This is a genomic window from Sphingomonas sp. NIC1 (assembly GCF_001638925.1).
Lineage (GTDB): Bacteria > Pseudomonadota > Alphaproteobacteria > Sphingomonadales > Sphingomonadaceae > Sphingomonas > Sphingomonas aquatilis.
On the sequence record NZ_CP015521.1, the window covers coordinates 3,326,873 to 3,346,218 of the forward strand.

General features: G+C 67.8%; 19 protein-coding genes and 1 tRNA gene. 12 read left to right on the forward strand and 8 right to left on the reverse strand.

Annotated elements, in window-relative coordinates; genetic code table 11:
- Positions 1 to 35 precede the first annotated feature (35 nt).
- Both A7E77_RS15540 and A7E77_RS15545 read right to left on the reverse strand, forming a co-directional pair.
- Entirely contained in the window at positions 36 to 1,241 is a 1,206-nt protein-coding gene (locus A7E77_RS15540; RefSeq protein ID WP_063689449.1) for an SAM-dependent methyltransferase, read from the reverse strand.
- Between the two features lie 28 nt (positions 1,242 to 1,269).
- The gene (locus A7E77_RS15545; RefSeq protein WP_063689452.1) at positions 1,270 to 2,178 is read right to left on the reverse strand and encodes a histone deacetylase; all 909 of its coding nucleotides are present in this window, start codon (positions 2,176 to 2,178) and stop codon (positions 1,270 to 1,272) included.
- Positions 2,179 to 2,237: 59 nt separating this feature from the next.
- On the opposite strand from A7E77_RS15545, the gene A7E77_RS15550 reads away from it, so the two are divergent.
- The 10 genes from A7E77_RS15550 (at position 2,238) to A7E77_RS15595 (ending at position 12,509) form a co-directional block, all read left to right on the forward strand.
- The gene (locus A7E77_RS15550) at positions 2,238 to 3,260 is read left to right on the forward strand and encodes an alpha/beta hydrolase (protein WP_063689454.1); all 1,023 of its coding nucleotides are present in this window, start codon (positions 2,238 to 2,240) and stop codon (positions 3,258 to 3,260) included.
- Positions 3,257 to 3,751: an RNA pyrophosphohydrolase gene (locus A7E77_RS15555; protein WP_063689457.1), complete on the forward strand. Its 495-nt coding sequence runs from the start codon at positions 3,257 to 3,259 to the stop codon at positions 3,749 to 3,751. The genes A7E77_RS15550 and A7E77_RS15555 overlap by 4 nt, the downstream gene beginning before the upstream one ends.
- A gap of 49 nt (positions 3,752 to 3,800) precedes the next feature.
- Entirely contained in the window at positions 3,801 to 4,730 is a 930-nt protein-coding gene (locus tag A7E77_RS15560; RefSeq protein WP_063689460.1) for a YdiY family protein, read from the forward strand.
- Between the two features lie 42 nt (positions 4,731 to 4,772).
- Positions 4,773 to 5,978, forward strand: coding sequence for a hydrolase (locus tag A7E77_RS15565; RefSeq protein WP_192929990.1), 1,206 nt, complete (start codon positions 4,773 to 4,775; stop codon positions 5,976 to 5,978).
- Positions 5,975 to 6,991, forward strand: a complete 1,017-nt coding sequence (locus A7E77_RS15570) for an arginine N-succinyltransferase (protein ID WP_063689466.1) — start codon at positions 5,975 to 5,977, stop codon at positions 6,989 to 6,991. The genes A7E77_RS15565 and A7E77_RS15570 overlap by 4 nt, the downstream gene beginning before the upstream one ends.
- A 2-nt stretch (positions 6,992 to 6,993) precedes the next feature.
- Positions 6,994 to 8,256, forward strand: a complete 1,263-nt coding sequence (locus tag A7E77_RS15575) for an N-succinylarginine dihydrolase (RefSeq protein ID WP_063689469.1) — start codon at positions 6,994 to 6,996, stop codon at positions 8,254 to 8,256.
- 53 nt (positions 8,257 to 8,309) lie between these two features.
- A complete protein-coding gene (locus A7E77_RS15580; RefSeq protein WP_063689472.1) occupies positions 8,310 to 8,543 on the forward strand; it encodes a hypothetical protein in 234 nt (77 codons plus the stop codon).
- Positions 8,544 to 8,601: 58 nt separating this feature from the next.
- Positions 8,602 to 9,501, forward strand: a complete 900-nt coding sequence (cysD, locus tag A7E77_RS15585) for a sulfate adenylyltransferase subunit CysD (RefSeq protein ID WP_063689476.1) — start codon at positions 8,602 to 8,604, stop codon at positions 9,499 to 9,501.
- 357 nt (positions 9,502 to 9,858) lie between these two features.
- On the forward strand, positions 9,859 to 11,772 hold the full coding sequence (gene cysN / locus A7E77_RS15590; protein ID WP_063689479.1) for a sulfate adenylyltransferase subunit CysN: 1,914 nt from the start codon (positions 9,859 to 9,861) through the stop codon (positions 11,770 to 11,772).
- 2 nt (positions 11,773 to 11,774) lie between these two features.
- The gene (locus A7E77_RS15595; protein WP_226341898.1) at positions 11,775 to 12,509 is read left to right on the forward strand and encodes a 3'(2'),5'-bisphosphate nucleotidase CysQ; all 735 of its coding nucleotides are present in this window, start codon (positions 11,775 to 11,777) and stop codon (positions 12,507 to 12,509) included.
- Here the strand turns inward: A7E77_RS15595 and A7E77_RS15600 are convergent.
- Together A7E77_RS15600 and A7E77_RS15605 are read right to left on the reverse strand one after the other, a co-directional pair.
- Positions 12,501 to 13,493, reverse strand: coding sequence for a bile acid:sodium symporter family protein (locus A7E77_RS15600; RefSeq protein ID WP_063689484.1), 993 nt, complete (start codon positions 13,491 to 13,493; stop codon positions 12,501 to 12,503). The genes A7E77_RS15595 and A7E77_RS15600 overlap by 9 nt on opposite strands.
- 79 nt (positions 13,494 to 13,572) lie before the next feature.
- Positions 13,573 to 13,649, reverse strand: a tRNA-Arg gene (locus tag A7E77_RS15605).
- A gap of 84 nt (positions 13,650 to 13,733) precedes the next feature.
- Between A7E77_RS15605 and A7E77_RS15610 the strand changes: the two genes are divergently transcribed.
- Positions 13,734 to 14,231: a hypothetical protein gene (locus tag A7E77_RS15610; protein ID WP_063689487.1), complete on the forward strand. Its 498-nt coding sequence runs from the start codon at positions 13,734 to 13,736 to the stop codon at positions 14,229 to 14,231.
- Here A7E77_RS15610 and A7E77_RS15615 read toward each other — a convergent pair.
- Genes A7E77_RS15615 through hemB form a run of 3 tightly spaced genes read right to left on the reverse strand, consistent with a single transcriptional unit; the run spans position 14,228 to position 17,960 of the window.
- Positions 14,228 to 16,441, reverse strand: a complete 2,214-nt coding sequence (locus A7E77_RS15615) for a spermidine synthase (RefSeq protein WP_063689490.1) — start codon at positions 16,439 to 16,441, stop codon at positions 14,228 to 14,230. The genes A7E77_RS15610 and A7E77_RS15615 overlap by 4 nt on opposite strands.
- Positions 16,438 to 16,971, reverse strand: a complete 534-nt coding sequence (locus A7E77_RS15620) for a GNAT family N-acetyltransferase (protein WP_063689493.1) — start codon at positions 16,969 to 16,971, stop codon at positions 16,438 to 16,440. The genes A7E77_RS15615 and A7E77_RS15620 overlap by 4 nt, the downstream gene beginning before the upstream one ends.
- Positions 16,968 to 17,960, reverse strand: a complete 993-nt coding sequence (gene hemB, locus A7E77_RS15625; protein WP_063689495.1) for a porphobilinogen synthase — start codon at positions 17,958 to 17,960, stop codon at positions 16,968 to 16,970. Before hemB ends, A7E77_RS15620 begins: the two co-directional genes overlap by 4 nt.
- 90 nt (positions 17,961 to 18,050) lie before the next feature.
- Between hemB and A7E77_RS15630 the strand changes: the two genes are divergently transcribed.
- Positions 18,051 to 18,929, forward strand: a complete 879-nt coding sequence (locus A7E77_RS15630) for a diacylglycerol/lipid kinase family protein (RefSeq protein WP_063689498.1) — start codon at positions 18,051 to 18,053, stop codon at positions 18,927 to 18,929.
- On the opposite strand, the gene A7E77_RS15635 is transcribed toward A7E77_RS15630, so the two are convergent.
- Positions 18,913 to 19,341, reverse strand: a complete 429-nt coding sequence (locus A7E77_RS15635; RefSeq protein ID WP_063689500.1) for a hypothetical protein — start codon at positions 19,339 to 19,341, stop codon at positions 18,913 to 18,915. The two genes, A7E77_RS15630 and A7E77_RS15635, sit on opposite strands and share 17 nt — an antisense overlap.
- Between the last annotated feature and the right edge of the window lie 5 nt (positions 19,342 to 19,346).

The window sequence follows — 19,346 nt, forward strand, 5'->3', positions numbered from 1 at the left end:
TCCCCCTGGCGGGGGAGGACTTTGCCTCGCGCGGCCTAGCCCTGCTTGACCAGTGTGACCTGCGCGACGTCGATGCCGCCGCCGCGGAAGCCGCCTTCGCAATACATCAGGTAATAGCGCCACAGGTCGCGGAAGCGGGCATCGAGCCGTTCGGGCAGGCGCCCCGCCTTGTCGGCATTGTCGAACCGTTCGCGCCAGTGGCGCAGCGTCTGCGCATAATCGAGGCCGAAGGCGTGGTGATCGGTCCAGACGAGGCCGCGCGCTTCGCACAGGGCGCGAAAGCGACTGTCCGACAGCAGCATGCCGCCGGGGAAGACGTAGCGCTGGATGAAATCGACGCTGGAGGCGTAGCGTTCGAACACGTCGTCGGCGATGCTGATATATTGGATCGCGGCGCGGCCACCGGGCTTCAGGACGCGGGCGAGCGTGTCGCAATAGGCGGGCCAATAGGCCTGACCCACCGCCTCGACCATCTCGATGCTGGCGACCGCGTCATAGCTGCCGGTGACGTCGCGATAGTCGGTGAGCGAGACGGTGACGCCGGGAAGCCCGCGGGCATCCACCTCAGCCTTCTGTTCGGTGGACAGGGTGAGGCCGTGGACGCTGCGGCCCGCCGCCGACGCCGTAGCCGCGAACGATCCCCAGCCGCAGCCGATTTCCAAAATGGTGTCGCCGGGTGCGGTGCCGGTGCGGTCGAGGATCGCCGTGAGCTTGCGGCGCTGGGCTAGCTCCAGCGTATCGCCCGAACCGTAGATGCCGCTGGAATAGGTGAGGCTGGGGTCGAGCCATTCGCGGTAGAAGTCGTTGCCGAGGTCGTAATGGTCGGCGATGTTGCGGCGCGAGCCCTTGCGATCGTTGCGGCGCAGCGCGTGCCAGCCGCGCAGCAACAGCTTGGGGATACCGCCGGCGCGCGCGACGTTGGCGAGGGGCACGCGGTTGCGCATGAAAAGGTCGAACAGCGGCACCGGATCGGGGCTGGACCAGTCGCCGTCCGCCCAGGCTTCATACCAGCCCACCGAACCGCCGGTGGCGAGGCGCACGAGCGCGCGCCAACGGTGAATGGTGACGAGCGGCACCGGCCCCGGCTTACGCCCGCCGAGCAGCCGATGCGTGCCATCGGGCAGCCGCGCCTCGATCCCGCCGCGCACCAGCCCGGTGTCAATCCGGTCGAGAAAGCGGTGAAATGCGGGCGCGAAAAGGCGTTGCTGAAATGTGTCCCCGGGCATGTCGGGCGCGCTCATGCCGCAGCTTGGCCGCAGTGGAAAGGGGTCAGGCGATCGCCGCGTCGCGCGCCATCGCTTCACCTAGGGTCAGGATCGCGGTGACGTGGCGGTGGGCGATCTCCAGCGCGTCGTCGCCATAGCCGCCACCGACGGTGCTCGCGAGCGGCACGCCGTCCGCAAGGCGGGCGATCAGCCGTTCGCGTGCGACCAGCCCATCGAGGCTGAGCGACAGGCGCCCGAGCCGGTCGCCGACGAAGGGATCGACGCCCGCCTGGTACAGGATCAGTTGGGGCCGGTGCTCGGCCAAGAAGGGCGCGAGCGTCGCCTCCAGCGTGGCGAGATAGCCGGCGTCATCCACGCCATCGGCGAGCGGCACGTCGAGCGTCGAGCGCGCCTTTCGGGCGGGGAAATTCTTTTCGGCATGGATGGAATAGGTGGCGATCCCCGGTCGCCCGGCGAGCAAGGCCGCGGTGCCGTCGCCCTGATGGACGTCGCAGTCGACCACGACGAGGCGATCGACCGTGCCCTCGTCGATCAGACGCACGGCGGCGAGCGCGAGGTCGTTGAACACGCAATAGCCGGCACCGGTATCGGCGAGCGCATGATGGCTGCCGCCCGCGGTATTGGCGGCAAAGCCATGGCGGAGCGCAAGCTGCGCGGCGAGCCAGGTGCCGCCGGGGACCGCCGCCGCACGCGCCGCAACTTCGGGGGTGATCGGAAAGCCGATGCGGCGGGCCTTGGGCGCGGGGACGCGCCCTTCCAGCACCTCGGCAACATATTCGGGATCGTGGACCGCCTCCAGCCAGCGGCGGGGCATCGCTTCGGGTTCATGCCACGTCACGCGATCGCCCGCCTCGCGCAGCAGGTCGCGGATCAGGCCGTTCTTGTTCCAGCGGTAGGTGGAGCGCGCCGGTGCGGGCGCGACATAGGCGGGATGATGGACGACGGCGATCACGCTGCCTAGGTAGGAGCGATCGAGCGCCGCCCCAAGCGGTGCCCGCCGGAGAGAGCCGAATGACCGAAGCGACCGCCGACCCTACTCCCGCCGACCCCACTCCCTACGTCCGGCCGGACGTGCGCGGGTTCCTGGACTATCTGAACGCGATGCCGGGGCCGCGCACGCACCAGATGACGCCCGAGGCAGCTCGGCAGGTGTTCACGGCGATGAAGGACGTCGCCGATCTGCCGGTGGGCGAGTTGGCGGTGATCCGTGACCTGTCGATCCCCGGCCCCGGCGGCACCATCCCGGCGCGGCTGTTCGACGCACGCGAGACGCGCCAGCCGGGGCCGGTGCTGGTCTTCTACCATGGTGGCGGCTTCGTGATCGGTAATATCGACACGCATGCGGGCTTCTGCGCCGAGATGGCGCGCGTGCTCGACGTACCGGTCGTCTCGGTCGACTATCGGCTGGCCCCCGAACATCGCTGGCCCGCCGCGCCCGACGATTGCGAGGCGGCAGCGCGTTGGGTGGCGGAGAGCCCGGCGGAACTGGGGCGCAGCGTTACGGGGCTGATCCTGTGCGGCGACAGCGCGGGGGGCACGCTGACGATCGTCGCGGCGATGGACCTGCGCGATCGGCCGGCGGCAGTGCCGGTGATCGTCCAGGCGCCGATCTATCCGGCGGCCGATTCGTCGCGGCCCTATCCGTCGTTCGATCAGTTTGCCGACGGCTATCTGCTGACGCGCGATACGATGCTGTGGTTCGTCGATGCCTATGCGGCCGATATCGCGCATAGCCGGGGATCGCCGCTGCTCGGCCGGCTGGAGGGCCTGCCACCCGCGGTGATCGTTACCGCCAGCCTGGACCCGATCCGCGATCAGGGCCGGGCCTATGCCGCCGCGTTGGTACAGGCGGGCATACCGGTGGTGTTCCGCGAGGCGGTGGGGACCGTCCATGGCTTCATCACGCTGCGCAAGGCGATCCCGTCGAGCCAGGGGGACGTTGCCGGCTATCTGGCGGCGTTGAAGGACGTGATCGTCGAGGCGGAGGCGGCGCGCGTTATGGCGCAGGCCGCAGGACAGGAGGCCGCACGATGACCGATCCCACCACCCTGCCCTATCGCCCCTGTGCCGGCGTGATGCTGCTGAACCGCGACGGCAGGGTCTTCGTCGGGCAGCGGATCGATACGACGCTGGAGGCGTGGCAGATGCCGCAGGGCGGGATCGATCCGGGCGAAGAGGCCTATGACGCCGCGGTGCGCGAACTGGGCGAGGAAACCGGCGTCGCGCCGCAGCATGTCGAGCTGATCGTCGAGGCGCCGCGGGACTTTCTGTACGACCTGCCGACCGACATGATCGGCAAGGTGTGGAAGGGCAAGTGGCGCGGGCAGCGGCAGCGCTGGTTCCTGTTCCGCTTCCTGGGCGAGGACCGTGACATCGATATCGCGACCGAGCATCAGGAGTTTCGCGCCTGGCGATGGAGCGACCCCGCCGACCTGCCGACGATGATCGTGCCGTTCAAGCGCGCGCTGTACGAGGACGTGCTCGCCGCGTTCGCGCCTCATCTCGCCGCAGCGGGCCCACGCTGACCTGCGTTGGGGGGTGTCAGGCGCGCGACGAACGGCTAGAGCGCCGGATGTGCGCGCTACCTTGCTCCTCTCGCTGTGTCTTGCCCCCCTGCTGATCGCCAATGCGCCGGTCGCCGATGGCGGCCAGCCGGACGATCCCAAGGTGCCGATCCCCGCGGCGATCCGATCGATGCTGGATGCCGCGATCGAAAGAGGCAACGACGGCGACGTGTCGGTCGTGGTCAAATATGCGCGGCTGGCCGATCCGGCGAGCGCCGATGCGGTGCTCGCCATCGCGCAGAAGTGGCGCAACGATCGGGCGCAGGCGCGGCAGACCACGATCAGGCAGGCGAGCATGTTCGACCTGTGGAGTGGCCGGGCGGAGCTGGGCGGTTACATCACCACCGGCAATACCGACAGCAAGGGTGGGTCGGCGATCCTCGACCTGACGCGCGAGGGGCTGCAATGGCGCCACAAGTTCCACGTGCAGGCGGATTATCAGGAAAACGCCAACATCACGACGCGCGAACATTACCTCGCGAGCTACGAACCGAACTACAAGATCAACGACCGCCTGTATGCCTATGGCGCCGCGCAATATGAATCGGATCGGTTCCTGGGCTATTACAACCGCTATTCGGCGTCGGCGGGTGCGGGCTATAGCGCGATCAAGAGCCCCAAAGTGCGGCTCGACGTCGAGCTTGGGCCAGCGTTCCGGCAGACGCATTTCACCGACGAAACCCGCCAGAGCAATATTGCCGCGCGCGGGACGCTGGCGTTCAACTGGCGCGTGCTGCCCGGCCTGTCGGTGACGCAGAACGCCTCCGCCTATGTGCAGAGCGCCAATTCAACGCTGAGCGGCACAAGCGCGCTGAATGCGAAGCTGATCGGGCCGCTGTCCGCTGCGTTTTCGTATAATGTCCAATATGAAAGCGAGCCGCCGGTGAAGTCCAAGAATACCGACACGATCGGCCGGGCGTCGCTGGTCTATACCTTCTGAACCTGGTTTCATCGGAGACCATATTCGACTAGCCTCCCGGGTATGAGAGGGATGTCGAACGACGAACGCGCCTTGGTCGAGCGGATCGATCAGGCGGCGATGCTGGCGCAGGTCGAGCGCTGGGCGGCGGTGAATAGCGGCACGCGCAACCTGGCCGGCGTCGGGCAGATGGCCGTGCTGCTTGCCGATGCCTTTGCAGTGCTGCCCGGCGAGATCGTGATGGTCGAGCCGGAGCCGGTCGACGCGGTGGCGGCGGACGGCTCGGTCGCCGCGCTGGCGCACGGCCATCACCTGCACCTGCGGGTCCGGCCCGAGGCGCCGGTTCGCATGCTGTTCACCGGGCATATGGATACGGTCTATCCCGTCGATCATCCGTTCCAGACCCTGACCCACCGCGACGACGGCACGATCAACGGGCCGGGTACGGCGGATATGAAGGGCGGGCTTGCCGTGATGCTCGCCGCGCTGACCGCCGTGGAGGCAGAGGGCGCCGAGGGCTTCGGCTATGACGTCGTTATCAATTCGGACGAGGAAACGGGGTCGCTCTCGTCCGCCGGCTTGCTCGCGACGGCGGCACGAGGGGCGGTCGCGGCGCTGACCTACGAGCCGGCGCTCGCCGATGGGACACTGGCCGGCGCGCGGGGCGGCACGGGCAACTTTTCGATCGTGATCCGCGGGCGGAGTGCGCATGCGGGGCGCAATCCCGAAGAGGGGCGCAACGCGATCGTCGCCGCCGCCGCGCTGGCGGTACGACTGGCGGAGGCGGGCGGACCGGGCCTGTCGGTCAATCCGGCACGGATCGATGGCGGTGGGCCGAACAACGTGGTGCCCGACCTCGCCATCCTGCGCGTCAACTTCCGGCCCGCCGCCGCGGATGCGATCGCACGGGCCCAGGCGGCGATCGACGACAGCGTTTCTGCCGTTGCGGCGGCACATGACGTACGGATCGAGGTGCATGGCCGCTTCAATCGCCCGCCCAAACCGATCGACCCCGGTGCCGAACGCCTGTTCGCCTGCGTCGCGGAAGCGGGCGCGGACCTGGGCCTTAGCATCGGCTGGCGCGCGACCGGGGGCGTGTGCGACGGCAATAACATTGCCGCGGCCGGCGTCCCGGTGGTCGACACGATGGGCGTGCGCGGCGGCGCGATCCATTCGACGGACGAATTCATGATCGTCGACAGCCTCGCCGAGCGCGCGGCACTGTCGGCGCTCACCATCAGTCGTATCGTACAGCGGGGACGGCCATGACCTTTCGCATTCGGGCCGCACGCGCCGACGACTTGCAGCATCTCTATGAAATGGCGAAGCTGACCGGCGGGGGGTTCACCAACCTGCCGCCCGACCGCAAGGCACTGCGCACGAAGCTGGATCGCAGCGACGAGGCGTTCGCGCGCGACGAGGGGGCGATCACCGACGAGCTGTTCGTGCTGATGCTCGAGAATGGCGAGACGGGCGAGGTCCGCGGCACCTGTCAGTTGTTCACGCAGGTGGGCCAGAAACACCCCTTCTACAGCTATCGCCTGGGCACACTGACGCAGCACAGCAAGGAGCTGCAGCGCACGTTTCGCGCGGAAATGCTGGCGCTGACCACCGATCTGGAGGGCGCGTGCGAGGTTGGCGGGCTGTTCCTGCATCCGGGGGAGCGCGCGGGCGGGCTCGGCCTGCTGCTGGCGCGCAGCCGCTATCTGTTCATCCGCGCGCACCGGGCGCGCTTCGCCGATCGTATCCTCGCCGAATTGCGCGGGATCATCGACGAGGCGGGGGGATCCCCGTTCTGGGACGGTCTGGCGGGGCGCTTCTTCGGCATGAATTTCCAGGACGCCGACCAGTTCAACGCGACGCACGGTCACCAGTTCATCGCTGATCTGATGCCCAAGCATCCGATCTATACCGCGATGCTTTCCGAAGCGGCGCGCGCGGTGATCGGCCTGCCGCATCCGAGCGGCCGGGCGGCGATGCGGATGCTGGAGAATGAGGGTTTTCACTATGAAAACTACATCGACATCTTCGATGGCGGACCGACGATGACGGCGCGGACCGACCGGGTGCGCACGATCGAGAGCGCGCGCGACTGTCCGGTGATCGCAATCGACGACGATGGCGGCGACGAAGCGCTGGTCGCCGCGGGACGGCTGCAGGACTTCCGCTGCGCCTTCGGGCATGTCCGTCTAGTTGGCGACGGCGTGGTGCTGTCGTCCGATTGCGCCAAGGTGCTGGGCGTGCAGCCCGACGATCGCGTCCTGTTCGCATCGCGGTGGTGAACATGCTGACTGAAATCAACTTCGACGGGATCGTCGGGCCGAGCCACAATTATGCCGGCCTGTCGGCAGGCAATCTCGCCGCGACCGCGCATGCTGGTCAGGTGTCGCAGCCGCGCGCGGCGGCCTTGCAGGGCCTCGACAAGATGCGGCGCAATCTGATGCTGGGCCTGCGCCAGGGCGTGCTGCTGCCGCATCGCCGGCCGGACCATCGCTGGCTGGCGAGCCTGTCGACCGATTATGCGAGCGCCCCCGCCGTGTTGCAGGCGCAGGCGATGTCGGCGTCGGCGATGTGGGCGGCCAATGCGGCGACCGTTTCGGCTGCGCCCGATACGGCGGACGGGCGCTGCCATCTGTCGGTCGCCAATCTGATGACGATGCCGCATCGCAGCCATGAATGGCCCGAGACGCTGGCACAGCTGCGCACCGCCTTCGCGCATGACGCCTTTGCGGTGCATGGGCCCGTGCCCGCGCCGTTCGGCGACGAGGGCGCGGCCAACCATATGCGGCTGTGCGCGAGCCATGATGCGCCGGGCGTCGAGGTGTTCGTCTATACGGTGCCCGGCGGTCCCTTCCCTGCGCGCCAGCATCCGACGGCGAGCGAGGCGATCGCGCGCGCGCACGGCCTGTCGCCCGAGCGGACGCTGTTCGTGCAACAATCGGCGGAGGCGGTGGCAGCGGGCGCGTTCCACAACGACGTCGTCGCGGTCGCCAACGAACGTGTACTGTTCGCGCACGAGCTGGCCTTTGCCGACAAAGACAGCTTTTACGCCGACCTGCGCCGCCTGCTGCCCGAGGTGGAGATCGTCGAGGTGCCGGCCAGCGAGGTGAGCCTGGCCGATGCGATCGCCTCCTATCTGTTCAACGCCCAGCTCGTCACGACGGCGGACGGGCCGACGCTGGTCGTGCCGATGGAAGCACGCGCCAATGCCGCGGTCTGGGGCTGGCTGCAGCGGCATCAGGCCGGCAACGGGCCGATCCGCCGGGTCGAGACGGTGGATGTCACGCAATCGATGGCGAACGGCGGCGGGCCGGCATGCCTGCGGTTGCGCGTGGTCGCCGACCCGGCGACGGTCGATCCGCGCTTCCTGGTCGATGCGGCAAAGCTGGATGCGATCGAAGCGGTGGTGCGGCGCTGGTGGCCCGAGGCGATCGATCCGGCGGCGCTGGGGAATGCGGCGCTGGTACGGGACGTCGAAAGCGCGCACGAACGGCTGCTGGAGGCGCTCGACCTGTCGGGTTACCTTACGGTTAACCACGGCTCTTAACCCGCGATCGACGGAAATCCGCCGTTGGCGCAGGGCTTGCTTAACCTTTCGACATGTGGACCCGCATCAGACGCCTCTTCACCATCAAGACCAAGTTCGAGGCGTTCGTCATCATCTACGGCCTCGCCATGGGGGCGGTGGAGCGCGGCATGCATTACCTGCAGCAATATCCCGGTTGGCAGGGCTGGATGCTGTTCTGCTGCTGTCCGATCGCGGTGTTCATGGTCGGTGGGGTGCTGATCGATTCGGTCGAGCGGCGGCGCGAGGAGTGGGGCCAGCCGGAATAGGGGCGCCCCAAGGATAAGTTGGTCGCATCGCGCGAGCGGAGGCTTATCTGAAAGCCCCATGAGCGGGCTTACCCATTTGCAGCGGCTGGAAGCCGAAAGCATCCACATCATGCGCGAGGTCGTCGCCGAGGCGGAGCGGCCGGTGATGCTGTATTCGGTCGGCAAGGATTCGGCGGTGATGCTGCATCTCGCCAAGAAGGCGTTCTTTCCGGCGCGTCCGCCCTTCCCGCTGCTGCATGTCGATACGACGTGGAAGTTCCGCGCGATGTACGCGCTGCGCGACAAGGCGGCCGCGGATGCCGGGATGGAGCTGATCGTCCACAAGAACCCGGAGGCGGAGGCCGCGGGGATCAACCCGTTCGACCATGGCAGCCGGCATACCGATCTGTGGAAGACCGAAGGGTTGAAGCAGGCGCTGAAGGCGGGCGGCTATGACGTCGCCTTCGGCGGGGCGCGGCGCGACGAGGAAAAGTCGCGCGCGAAGGAGCGCATCTTTTCCTTCCGCTCGGCGAGCCAGGGCTGGGATCCCAAGGCGCAGCGGCCCGAGCTGTGGAATCTGTACAATGCCCGCATCCATCGCGGCGAGAGCATCCGCGTCTTCCCGCTGTCCAACTGGACCGAGCTCGACATCTGGCAATATATCCTGCGCGAAGGGATCGAGATCGTACCACTCTATTTTGCCGCCTCGCGTCCAACGGTGGAGCGCGACGGCATGCTGCTGATGGTGGACGACGATCGCTTTCGCCTCGCGCCCGGCGAAGTCCCGGTCGAGCGATCGATCCGCTTCCGCACCTTGGGCTGCTATCCGCTGACCGGCGCGGTGGAGAGCGAGGCGGCGACGCTGCCGCAGGTGATCCAGGAAATGCTGCTGACCACCACCAGCGAACGCCAGGCGCGCGCGATCGACCACGATCAGGCCGCGAGCATGGAGAAGAAGAAGCGCGAGGGGTATTTCTGATGGCCGCCGTCACGACATTCCTCCCCCGCTTGGAGGAGGTAGCAGCGAAGCGGACGCCGGGGGAGATAAGCGGCGGCTTCGGCGTACGCGGAAGCGCCCCCTCCACCACCGCTTCGCGGCGGTCCCCCTCCCCCGCTGACGCGAGGGAGGATTTTGCGGCGTGACCATGTCTACAGGCAGGATATTTCCGATGCTCGCACTCTCACCGGTCCTCCCCCGCCAGGGGGAGGTGGCGCGGCGGAGCCGTGACGGAGGGGGAGGATACGGCGAGGCGCGCGTGTGTGGCGATGCCCCCTCCACCACCCGCCTTTGGCGGGCGGTCCCGCTCCCCCGCTGCGCGAGGGAGGATGTGTTCGCATGACCGCTTATACACCGGATGCGCTGATTGCGGCGGATATCCACGCCTATCTCGACACGCATCAGACCAAGTCGATGCTGCGCTTCATCACCTGCGGATCGGTGGATGACGGCAAGTCGACGCTGATCGGGCGGCTGTTGTACGATTCGAAGACGATTTTCGAGGATCAGCTGAGCCAGCTGGAAGCGGACAGCAAACGCGTCGGTACGCAGGGGCAGAATATCGACTTCGCGCTGCTGGTCGACGGGCTTGCCGCCGAGCGCGAACAGGGCATCACGATCGACGTCGCCTATCGCTTCTTCGCGACCGAGAAGCGCAAGTTCATCGTCGCCGATACGCCGGGCCACGAACAATATACGCGCAACATGGTGACGGGCGCATCGACCGCCGATTGCGCGGTGATCCTGATCGATGCGCGCAAGGGCGTGCTGACGCAGACCCGGCGGCATTCGTTCCTGGCGCACCTGATCGGCATCCGCCAGATCGTGCTGGCGGTGAACAAGATGGATCTGGTCGGCCATGATCAGGCGACGTTCGACGCGATCGTGGCGGACTATGCCGACTTCGCACGCGGGATCGGAATCGACGCGTTCACCGCCATTCCGCTGTCGGGGCTGACCGGCGCCAATATCACGACCCGGTCGGATGCCATGCCGTGGTATAGCGGCCCGGCGCTGCTGCCGCATCTGGAGGCGATCCCGGTCGATGCCGATCGCGCCGCGGCGGGCCCGTTCCGGCTGCCGGTGCAATGGGTCAACCGGCCCGACCTCGATTTCCGTGGCTTTGCCGGGACGATCGCCGGCGGTCGCGTCGCGGTGGGCGATACGGTGCGGATCGTCCCCTCGGGCAAAACGACGCAGGTCGCGCGGATCGTGACGTTCGATGGCGACCGTCAGACGGCTCAGGCCGGCGAAGCGGTAACTGTGGTGCTGGCCGACGAGGTGGATTGTTCGCGCGGCGACGTGATCGCGGCTGCCGATGCACCGCCCGAAGCGGCGAACCAGTTCGAGGCGACGATCGTCTGGCTGTCCGACACGACACTGGTGCCGGGCCGCGGCTATTGGCTGAAGATCGGCCCACGGACGGTGGGCGCGAGCGTACAGGCGCCGGGATATGTCGTCGACGTCAACACGCAGGCGCATCTGTCCGCGAAGACGCTGGAACTCAACGACATCGGCGTCGCCGAGGTGTTCACCGACGAGGGCATCGTGTTCGAGCCCTATGCGCAGAGCGCGGCGCTCGGCGGCTTCATCCTGATCGATCGCGAAACCAACGCGACGGTCGCGGCCGGGCTGATCCACCATGCGCTGCGCCGGGCGCAGAACGTGCATTGGCAGTCGGTGGATATCACGCGTGAGGCGCATGCGCGGCAGAAGGGACAGTCGCCGCGGCTGCTGTGGTTCACCGGCCTGTCGGGATCGGGCAAGTCGACGATCGCCAATCTGGTCGAAAAGAAGCTGCATGCGCTGGGGCGGCACAGCTTCCTGCTCGATGGCGACAATGTGCGCCATGGCCTGAACCGCGATTTGGGCTTCAGCGACGCCGACCGGATCGAGAATATCCGCCGCGTCGGCGAGGTCGCCAAGCTGATGACCGATGCGGGACTGATCGTGCTGACCGCCTTCATCTCGCCGTTCCGTGCCGAGCGGCAGATGGTGCGCGGGATGCTGCCGCCGGGCGAGTTCGTCGAGATTTTCGTCGATACGCCGCTGGCCGAGGCGGAGGCGCGCGACGTGAAGGGCCTGTACGCCAAGGCGCGGCGCGGCGAGATCGCCCATTTTACCGGCATTTCGAGCCCCTACGAGGCGCCGGATGCTCCCGATATTCGTATCGACACGACGCGCGAGAGCGCCGAGAATGCCGCCGAACGGATCGTCGAGCATGTGCTGGGCGTGTGGAGCTTCGAATTGTGACCTTGTCCGACGTCGACCTCGCCCGCAGCGTTGCGCAAGAGGCGGGCGCGCTGCTGCTCGCCATCCGCGCGCGCGGCGGTGCGCAGGGCAAGGCGCTGGGCGATGCCGGCGATGCAGAGGCCAATGCGCTGATCCTCGATCGGCTGCGCGCGGCGCGACCGGACGATTTCATCCTGTCCGAAGAATCGCTCGACGATCGGGCGCGGTGCGCGGCGGAGCGGGTGTGGATCGTCGATCCGCTGGACGGCACGCGCGACTATGCCGAGGGGCTGGACGATTGGGCGGTGCATATCGGCCTGGCGGTCGCTGGCCGGCCGGCGGTGGGCGCGGTGGCGGTGCCGGCGACGGGGCGCGTCTATACGACCGCCGAGGCGTGCTCGCGCGCGATCGTCTGCGGCGCGCCGCCGCGGATGGTGGTGAGCCGCACGCGGGCGACCGACATGGTCGAGCGCGTCGGCGTGGCGCTGGCGACGACGCGGGTGGGCATGGGATCGGCGGGCGTCAAGGCGATGGCGGTGGTCGATGGACGCGCCGACATCTACCTGCACGACGGCGGGCAATATGAGTGGGACAATTGCGCGCCCGCCGCGGTGGCGCTGGCGGCGGGGCTGCACGCCTCGCGGATCGACGGCAGCCCGCTAGTCTATAATTGCGAAAACCCGCTGCTGCCCGACCTGCTGATCTGTCGGCCCGAACTCGCCGATCAGGTGCTGGCGGCGGTCGCCGCGCTACGCTGAGACGGCTTCGGCCTCGGCGAGGCTTGCGGCATTGGCATAGCGGCGGGCGATGATCGCGCAGGCGATCAGCTGGATCTGGTGGAACAGCATCACGGGCAGCAGCACTGCGCCGACCTGCGCCGCCGGGAACAAGACGCCCGCCATCGGCACGCCCGATGCGAGGCTCTTCTTCGAACCGCAGAACAGCAGCACGATCTGGTCTTCGCGCGTGAAGCCCAGCGCGCGGCCGGCGAGCCAGGTGAGGACCAGGACGATCGCCAGCAGCGCGACGCAGGCGGCGGCGATCAGGGCGAGGTCGGCCGCAGAAACGCGATGCCACAGCCCCTCGACCACCGCGGCACCGAAGGCGGTGTAGACGACGAGCAGGATCGAGCCGCGATCGACGATGCCGACCAGTCCCTTATGCCGTCCGATGAAGCCGCCGATCCACGGGCGCAGCAGATGCCCTGCGACGAACGGCACCAGCAATTGCAGCACGATCGATTCGACGGCGGCAAGGCTGATCCCGGCCTGTCCGCCGACGCCGCTCATGGTCAGCGCGACTAGCGCGGGCGTCAGCACGATGCCGATCAGGTTGGAAAAGGACGCGCTGCACACGGCCGCGGCGACATTGCCGCGCGCAATGGCGGTGAAGGCGATCGAGGATTGTACGGTCGAGGGCAGCAGCGTCAGGAACACCATGCCCGCCGCGACCGGTGCGGCGAGGCCGGGCAACCGTCCGAATGCCAGCCCCAGGAGCGGAAACACCGCAAAGGTCGTTGCGAGGACGGCCAAGTGCAGCCGCCAGTTGCGCGCGCCCTGCCAGATCGCCTCGCGCGACAGCTTGGCGCCGTGCAGGAAGAACAGCAGCACGATCCCCGCATCCGCGACGATCCCCGCCACACGCGCCCATTCGCCGCGCGCGGGCAGCACGCTGGCCAGCACGACGGTGCCGAGCAGCATAAGGATGAAGGGTTCGACAAAGCTGAGGATACGGCGGATCATGCCGGTCGCCCTAAAGCGCGTTTCGCTGCGCCACAAACGATAACCCCCGCCACATCAGTGATGTGAGCGGGGGAAATCCTGGCGCGCCCGGAACGATTCGAACGTCCGACCCTCAGATTCGTAGTCTGATGCTCTATCCAGCTGAGCTACGGGCGCGCATTGGAGGCGCGCTGATAGCAGACGCTTCGAAACGCGCAAGTGCGTTGCGCCATTTTCTTGCACCCCCTACAGCCGAGCCCCATGAAAGTCGCTCTGTCGCTCGCCGTTGCCCTCGCCTCTCTGTCGGCCTGTTCGCGCGACACGACCCGCTATCCCTCGCTGGCGCCGCGGGCGGTGGAGAAGTTGGGCTTTGCGGAGCCCGAGGTGCCGGTGGTCAAGGCGAAGCCCGATCCGGCGCTGGATGCGAAGATCGCCGAGTTCGGCGTTAAGCTCGACCGCTTGGCCAAAGGCTTTGCCGGCGACGCCGCCAAGGCGGATGCCGCCGCGGCGAAGGCCAAGGGCAAGGCCGTGGGGAGCGATGCGTGGCTGGATGCGCAGACCGCGCTCGCCCAGCTCGACGACTGGCGGGCGCAGACGTCGTCGCTGTTGAGCGATATCGACGTGATCGCCGCCGATCGCGCGGCAAAGCTGGAGCCGGCCTATCCTACGCTCGGCACGATCCGCGAGCGCATTGCGGCGGAGGCTGCCAAGCAGGCCGCGACGATCGACCGCATCCAGGCGTCGCTTCCCGCCGCCTAAGGCCCCCATTTCAGCAGCGGCAGGATCGTCGAATAATCGTCGGTCCATGGGGTGAGGCCGGCGCGCGGTGTCAGCGGTTGCCACTGGCCGCCCCGTTTCGCGAGAGCGGCTAGCGTCGCGGGGTCGCGAGACAGCGCGATCCACTGGCTGGCCGAAGCGATCGCTGTGTAGCGGGGCGGCTGATAGAAGAGCTTCGCCGCATGCCAGCCGCCGTCCCGCGCCAGCGCCGCGACGACGGGTTCGAGATCGAGGAACCGGTTCGAGATGTGGACGAGCAACAGCCCCTTGGGCTGGAGCACGCGGGCGTAGGCGCGGAACGCTTCGCGCGTCATCAGATGCGCGGGGATCGCATCCGAGGAAAAGGCGTCGAGCGCGAGCAGATCGAGGCTGTCGGGTGCGTCCTGCTCCAGGCTGAGGCGTGCGTCGCCGATGCGAATCGTGGGGTTGGGCAGGCAGTTGCGCAAATAGGTGAACTGGCCGGTGTCGCGCGCGATATGCACGACGACGGGATCGATCTCATAGAAGCGCCAGCGCTGGCCGGGCTGCGCGTAGCAGGCGAGCGTACCCGTCCCGAGCCCGACGACACCGACGCGCGCGCGCGGTCCATACAGCGGACCGAGCGCGCTCATCGCGCGGCCGATGCCGGAGGGCGGCGCATAATAGGTGGTCGGCAGACGTTCGAGGATCGGATTGCCGATGAACTGGATGCCGTGGACGGTCGTGCCATGGTCGAGCTCGCGCACGCCGGGGCGGTCGCGGACGGTATAGACGCCGAAATAGCTGCGGGTGCGCGCACCCTGTTCCAGCGACAATTCGACCGCACGCCAGCCGCCGAAGATCACCAGCGCCACGACGAGGGTGAGCGCATAGGCCGGACGGGCGCCGATCGCGATCACGCCGATCAGCGCGATGACGATGAAGGTCAGCCCCTGATGGCCATCGCCGAACAGATCGCCCGGGCCGCGGAAGGTCAAACCCGCCAATATCGCGAGCAGGACAGTGACGACCGCATAGGCCAAGAGGCGACGCCGCGGCGTGGTCCACAGCGACCGGATGCCGCGCGTCAGGTACAGTTGCGGCACCAGCAGCCCGGCGGCGAAGATCAGGATGGGATATTCGTACGTCCAGTCGAACACGACCGGCGCGATCAAGGCCGCGAACACGCCGCCCAATGCACCGCCCACCGCCATGGCGAGGTAGAAGCCGGTCAGACGATCGGGCGCGGGGCGCAGGCGATAGAGCTGCGTGTGCAGCGCGACCGAGGCCATGAACAGCAGGGTCAGCGCGATGGCGAGATTGACCAACGGCGATTCGTTGAACCCGCCGACCATCACACCGCCGAACAGCAAGATGGTGATCGGCGCGATCCGCGTCAGAAGGTCGGCGAGGAACCGGTCGGTGGCGAAGGCGACGGAAAAGCTCAGCAGATACAGGCCGAGCGGCAGGACCCACAGCAGCGGCATCGCGACGATATCGGTTGTGATATAGGTCGACGTCGCGAGCATCAGCCCCGAGGGCACCAGCGCGAGCGCGATCCAGTGGGCGATACGGCGGCGGGTCGCGGGTTCGCTGGTCGGGCGCGCCGCGGCTTTGCCTTCCCCACGCGGCAGATGCCAGGCACAGCCGACGACGAGCGCGATCAGCAGGACGTAGCCCGCGCTCCAGACGAGGCTCTGCGTGCGCAGCGTCAGCAGCGGCTCGACGACGAGCGGATAGGCGATCAGGCCGGCGAAGCTGCCGAGGTTCGAGGCGGCGTAGAGCGCATAGGGATCGCCTCCCCGGCTCGCCATGCTGAACCAGCGTTGCACCAGCGGCGCCTGGGCGGAAACGGCGAAGAACAGCGGCCCGATCGACGCGCCGAGCAGCCACGGCACCCAGACCGCCAGCGACACGCCGGCAGGCCCCGCCCCCAGCGCCAGCCCGATCGGCAGCCACGCCCCCGCGAGGAGCAGCACGCCAAGATGCACCGCCGCCTGCGCCATCGGCCGGATGCGCCCCAGCGCATGGGCATAGGCATAGCCGGCGAGCAGCAGCGTCTGGTAGACGAGCATCGCCGAATTCCACACCGCCGGCGCCCCGCCCAGCCGCGGCAACGCCATGCGCGCCACCATGGGCTGGACTAGGAACAGCAGGAACGATCCCGTCAGGATCGTCGCGACGAACAGCAGGCGGCCGCTACGGCCGATGGCAGTACTTTCAGCGTCACTCACGCGGGACGGTCGATCCGATAGAGGACGTGCCGGCGCAGCGGGCTGTCTTCCGGGAGGAAGGGATGGTCAAAATCCGCCTGCATGACGTGACGCATTCCAAGCCGCTCCATCAGGCGGCGGCTGGGGATATTGTCTTGCACGGTGATCGCAACGACGCGAGGAGCGCCGGTCTTCTCCCAAGCATAGATCAGGCTCGCCTGCGCGGCTTCCAGCGCATAGCCCTGACCACGATAATCGGGTTCGAACCGCCAGCCGATCTCCATCTCGCCCGCGATCGGCAAGCCCGGACGCGCCGGCTTCGTGCCGCACATGCCAATCGGCCGGCGGTCGGCGCGGCGCTCGACCAGCCAGCCACAGGTGCCGCCCGTCGCGAAGAACGCTTGCTGGCGATCGAAGGCCTGATCATCCTCCTCACGCGACGGCAACGGCCCGAGATAGCGCATCGTATCCGGATCATTGCCAAGCCGATGGAACAGCGCGCGATCCTCCTCGCGCCACGGCCGCAAAGTCAGCCGCTCGGTCTTGATCACGCGCCGAGCAACCGCGCGGCGTGCGCCGCATGATAGGTCAGGACGCCCGAACAGCCGGCGCGCTTGAAGGCCATCAGCGTTTCCAGCACCAGCGCGTCGCGATCGCCTGCGCCGGCGGCGACCGAAGCCTCGATCATCGCATATTCGCCGGACACCTGATAGGCGAAGACCGGCACCTCGAAGCGCTGCTTCACGCGGACGATGATGTCGAGATAGGGCAGGCCCGGCTTCACCATCACCGTGTCGGCGCCCTCGGCAAGGTCCAGCGCGACCTCGCGCAGCGCTTCCTCGGCGTTCGCATGATCCATCTGGTAGGTCTTCTTGTCGCCCTTCAGCAGGCCGCGGCTGCCGACCGCGTCGCGGAACGGGCCGTAGAAGCCGCTGGCGTATTTGGCGGCATAGCTCATGATCTGGACGTTGTGGGCACCCTCACCCTCCAAAGCCGCGCGGATCATGCCGATACGGCCGTCCATCATGTCGGATGGTGCGATGATATCCGCACCGGCCCGCATCTGGTTAACCGCTTGCTGCACCAGCAGGTCAGCCGTGCTGTCGTTGACGACATAGCCCGCCGCATCGACCAGCCCGTCATGGCCGTGGCTGGTATAGGGATCGAGCGCGACGTCGGTCAGCACGCCGACCTCGGGCACCGCCTCCTTGATCGCGCGGGTGGCCTGGCACATCAGATTGTCGGGGTTGAGCGCCTCCCGCCCATCCTCCGTCTTGAGGTGCGCGGGGGTATAGGGGAAGAGCGCGACGCATGGGATGCCGAAGTCCCTCGCCTCCTTCGCGCGCGCGACGATGCCGTCGACCGACCAGCGCGACACGCCGGGCAGGCTGGCGATCGGCTGCTCCACCTCCTGCCCTTCGACCACGAACAGCGGCCAGATCAGATCGGCCGGCGTCAGGACGGTTTCGGCGTGGAGCCGGCGGCTCCAGTCGCTCGCACGGGTGCGACGAAGGCGAAGCGCGGGATAGGATGCGGACATGGATTTGGCTTTGCGGGATCGTAGGCGTACTCGCAAGCGTTACGCAGGCGTAATCCTTATCCGCATGGAAGTTCTGGGGAATTTTGCGACATGGTGCAATTCCGATCCGCCGCGATGATCGTCAATGCCAAGTCGCGGAAAGGGCAGAAGCTTTTCCAGCGAGCCTGCGCGGCGATGGACGGGCTGGACTTTCCGGTCGACGCCCATGCCGTCGAAGATCCCGACGATCTGGAGGCGACGGTCGAGCGCGCGCTGGCGAAGAAACCCGACCTGGTGATCCTGGGCGGGGGTGATGGGACGGTCAGCGGCCTCGTCGACCTGCTGGTCGGCAAGGGGGTGACGCTGGCGGTGCTGCCGCTCGGCACAGCGAACAGCTTCGCGCGGACATTGGGCCTGCCGATCGATGTCGAAGGCGCGATCGAGGTGATCCGCACGGGCGTGCCCAAGTGCATCGACCTCGGCATGATCGACGACGATTATTTCGCCAATTGCGCGGCGATGGGGATCAGCCCGCAGATTGCCGAGACGGTGCCGCACGGCCTCAAAAAGGTTCTGGGCCGGATCGGCTACCTCGGCTGGGCGGCGTGGCAGTTCGTCCGGTTCAAGCCGTTCATGCTGACGGTCGACGACGGCGTCGAAACGCACCGGCTGCGCGTGGTCGAGGTGCGGATCAGCAACGGGCCGTATCATGGCGGCACGTGGCTGGTGGACGAGGCGTCGGTGCAGTCGGGCCGTATCGTCGTGCAGGCGGTGACGGGGCGTTACAAGCGGACGCTGGTCAAGAACTGGGCGGCGAGCTTCCTGGGGCTGAAGGCGCGGCACCAGGATACGGTGAGCTTCCGCGGCACCGCGCTGAAGGTGGATACGCGCCCATCATTGCCGATTTCGATCGATGGCGAGGTGCTGGCGCATACGCCCATCACCGCGCGGGTCGCAGCGGGGGCGATCGAGGTCATGGCGCCCGCGTGATCGTCACCGGCGCCGTGTGGAGCGGATAGTCGCGGTCGTCCTCCGCCATTACGATGCCGCCCTTCGTGTCGCGGAGGTAGAAGCGGCAGAAGATGCTGCGCTCATCGACGAAGCGCAGGCAGACGCGATCGGGCGTGATGCGGTAGCGGCCGCTCGTGTCGGGGCGATCGTAAGCGAGCGTGTAGGCATCGCCGGTCGCGGCAAAGCGCTCGGTCGGGCCAGGGCGACCGCCGGTGCCGGGGCGGGTCTGGACGCTGCCGCGCACCAACTGCTCCAGCGCCTGCCCGCGGATCAGCGTCAGCGTTGCGCTATCGCGGATCGGGACCGGCAGGCGCGGCGGCGCAGGATCCGGCGCGGAGGGCGAACAGGCGGCGAGCACCAGTGTTACGGCGAAAGTAAGCGGACGGATCATCACGC

Bases quoted from the DNA above. Each gene is read 5' to 3' on its own strand.
- A7E77_RS15540 (WP_063689449.1), bottom strand. From the start codon at position 1,241: ATGAGCGCGCCCGACATGCCCGGGGACACATTTCAGCAACGCCTTTTC.
- A7E77_RS15550 (WP_063689454.1), top strand. From the start codon at position 2,238: ATGACCGAAGCGACCGCCGACCCTACTCCCGCCGACCCCACTCCCTAC.
- A7E77_RS15555 (WP_063689457.1), top strand. From the start codon at position 3,257: ATGACCGATCCCACCACCCTGCCCTATCGCCCCTGTGCCGGCGTGATG.
- A7E77_RS15565 (WP_192929990.1), top strand. From the start codon at position 4,773: ATGAGAGGGATGTCGAACGACGAACGCGCCTTGGTCGAGCGGATCGAT.
- A7E77_RS15570 (WP_063689466.1), top strand. From the start codon at position 5,975: ATGACCTTTCGCATTCGGGCCGCACGCGCCGACGACTTGCAGCATCTC.
- A7E77_RS15575 (WP_063689469.1), top strand. From the start codon at position 6,994: ATGCTGACTGAAATCAACTTCGACGGGATCGTCGGGCCGAGCCACAAT.
- A7E77_RS15580 (WP_063689472.1), top strand. From the start codon at position 8,310: ATGTGGACCCGCATCAGACGCCTCTTCACCATCAAGACCAAGTTCGAG.
- cysD (WP_063689476.1), top strand. From the start codon at position 8,602: ATGAGCGGGCTTACCCATTTGCAGCGGCTGGAAGCCGAAAGCATCCAC.
- cysN (WP_063689479.1), top strand. From the start codon at position 9,859: ATGACCGCTTATACACCGGATGCGCTGATTGCGGCGGATATCCACGCC.
- A7E77_RS15600 (WP_063689484.1), bottom strand. From the start codon at position 13,493: ATGATCCGCCGTATCCTCAGCTTTGTCGAACCCTTCATCCTTATGCTG.
- A7E77_RS15610 (WP_063689487.1), top strand. From the start codon at position 13,734: ATGAAAGTCGCTCTGTCGCTCGCCGTTGCCCTCGCCTCTCTGTCGGCC.
- hemB (WP_063689495.1), bottom strand. From the start codon at position 17,960: ATGTCCGCATCCTATCCCGCGCTTCGCCTTCGTCGCACCCGTGCGAGC.
- A7E77_RS15630 (WP_063689498.1), top strand. From the start codon at position 18,051: ATGGTGCAATTCCGATCCGCCGCGATGATCGTCAATGCCAAGTCGCGG.
- A7E77_RS15635 (WP_063689500.1), bottom strand. From the start codon at position 19,341: ATGATCCGTCCGCTTACTTTCGCCGTAACACTGGTGCTCGCCGCCTGT.